General features: G+C 42.7%; 1 protein-coding gene. It reads right to left on the reverse strand.

Translation table 11 applies throughout. The annotated features are described in order from the left end of the window. On the reverse strand, positions 1-513 hold a 513-nt coding region (locus tag R7O13_RS31025), incomplete at both ends, for an HAD-IC family P-type ATPase (RefSeq protein ID WP_318305747.1).

Below are 513 nucleotides of genomic sequence, written 5' to 3' on the forward strand. Positions count from 1 at the left end.
GTTTGGTGCCAATAAAACCAGGTTCCAGCTGAGATGATAAGAATTACACCAACAAAGTAGCGTGCTACGACGTCAGCAACTTCTGCAATTTTTGGCTTTGAATGCTGTGCTTCATCTTGAAGGCGCACAATATTTGAAATCATCGAGTCTGCTTTTGAATTGGTGACTTCCAACTCAAATGATTCATCTCCGTTTAATGTACCTGCATAAACAGCATCACCTTCTTTTTTTACGACATGAATAGACTCACCAGTCAGCATTGATTCATCAATATGAATACGGCCAGAAATAACTTTGCCATCAGCAGGGATATGTTCGCCAGGGAGAACGCGAATGCGATCACCAATCTTCAGCGTTTTAACTGGAATTTGTTCGCCGTCTAGTGTTGTTGCAATGGCAGGGATAAGCTTGAGCAAGTTACCGCTAGCAGCAGCAGCTTTGCGGCGAGCGCGCATTTCTAAGAATCGACCCACTAACAAAAAGAAGGTAAACATCGAGATAGATTCAAAGAAT

The sequence above is a fragment of the Vibrio sp. Y176 genome (assembly GCF_033438945.1).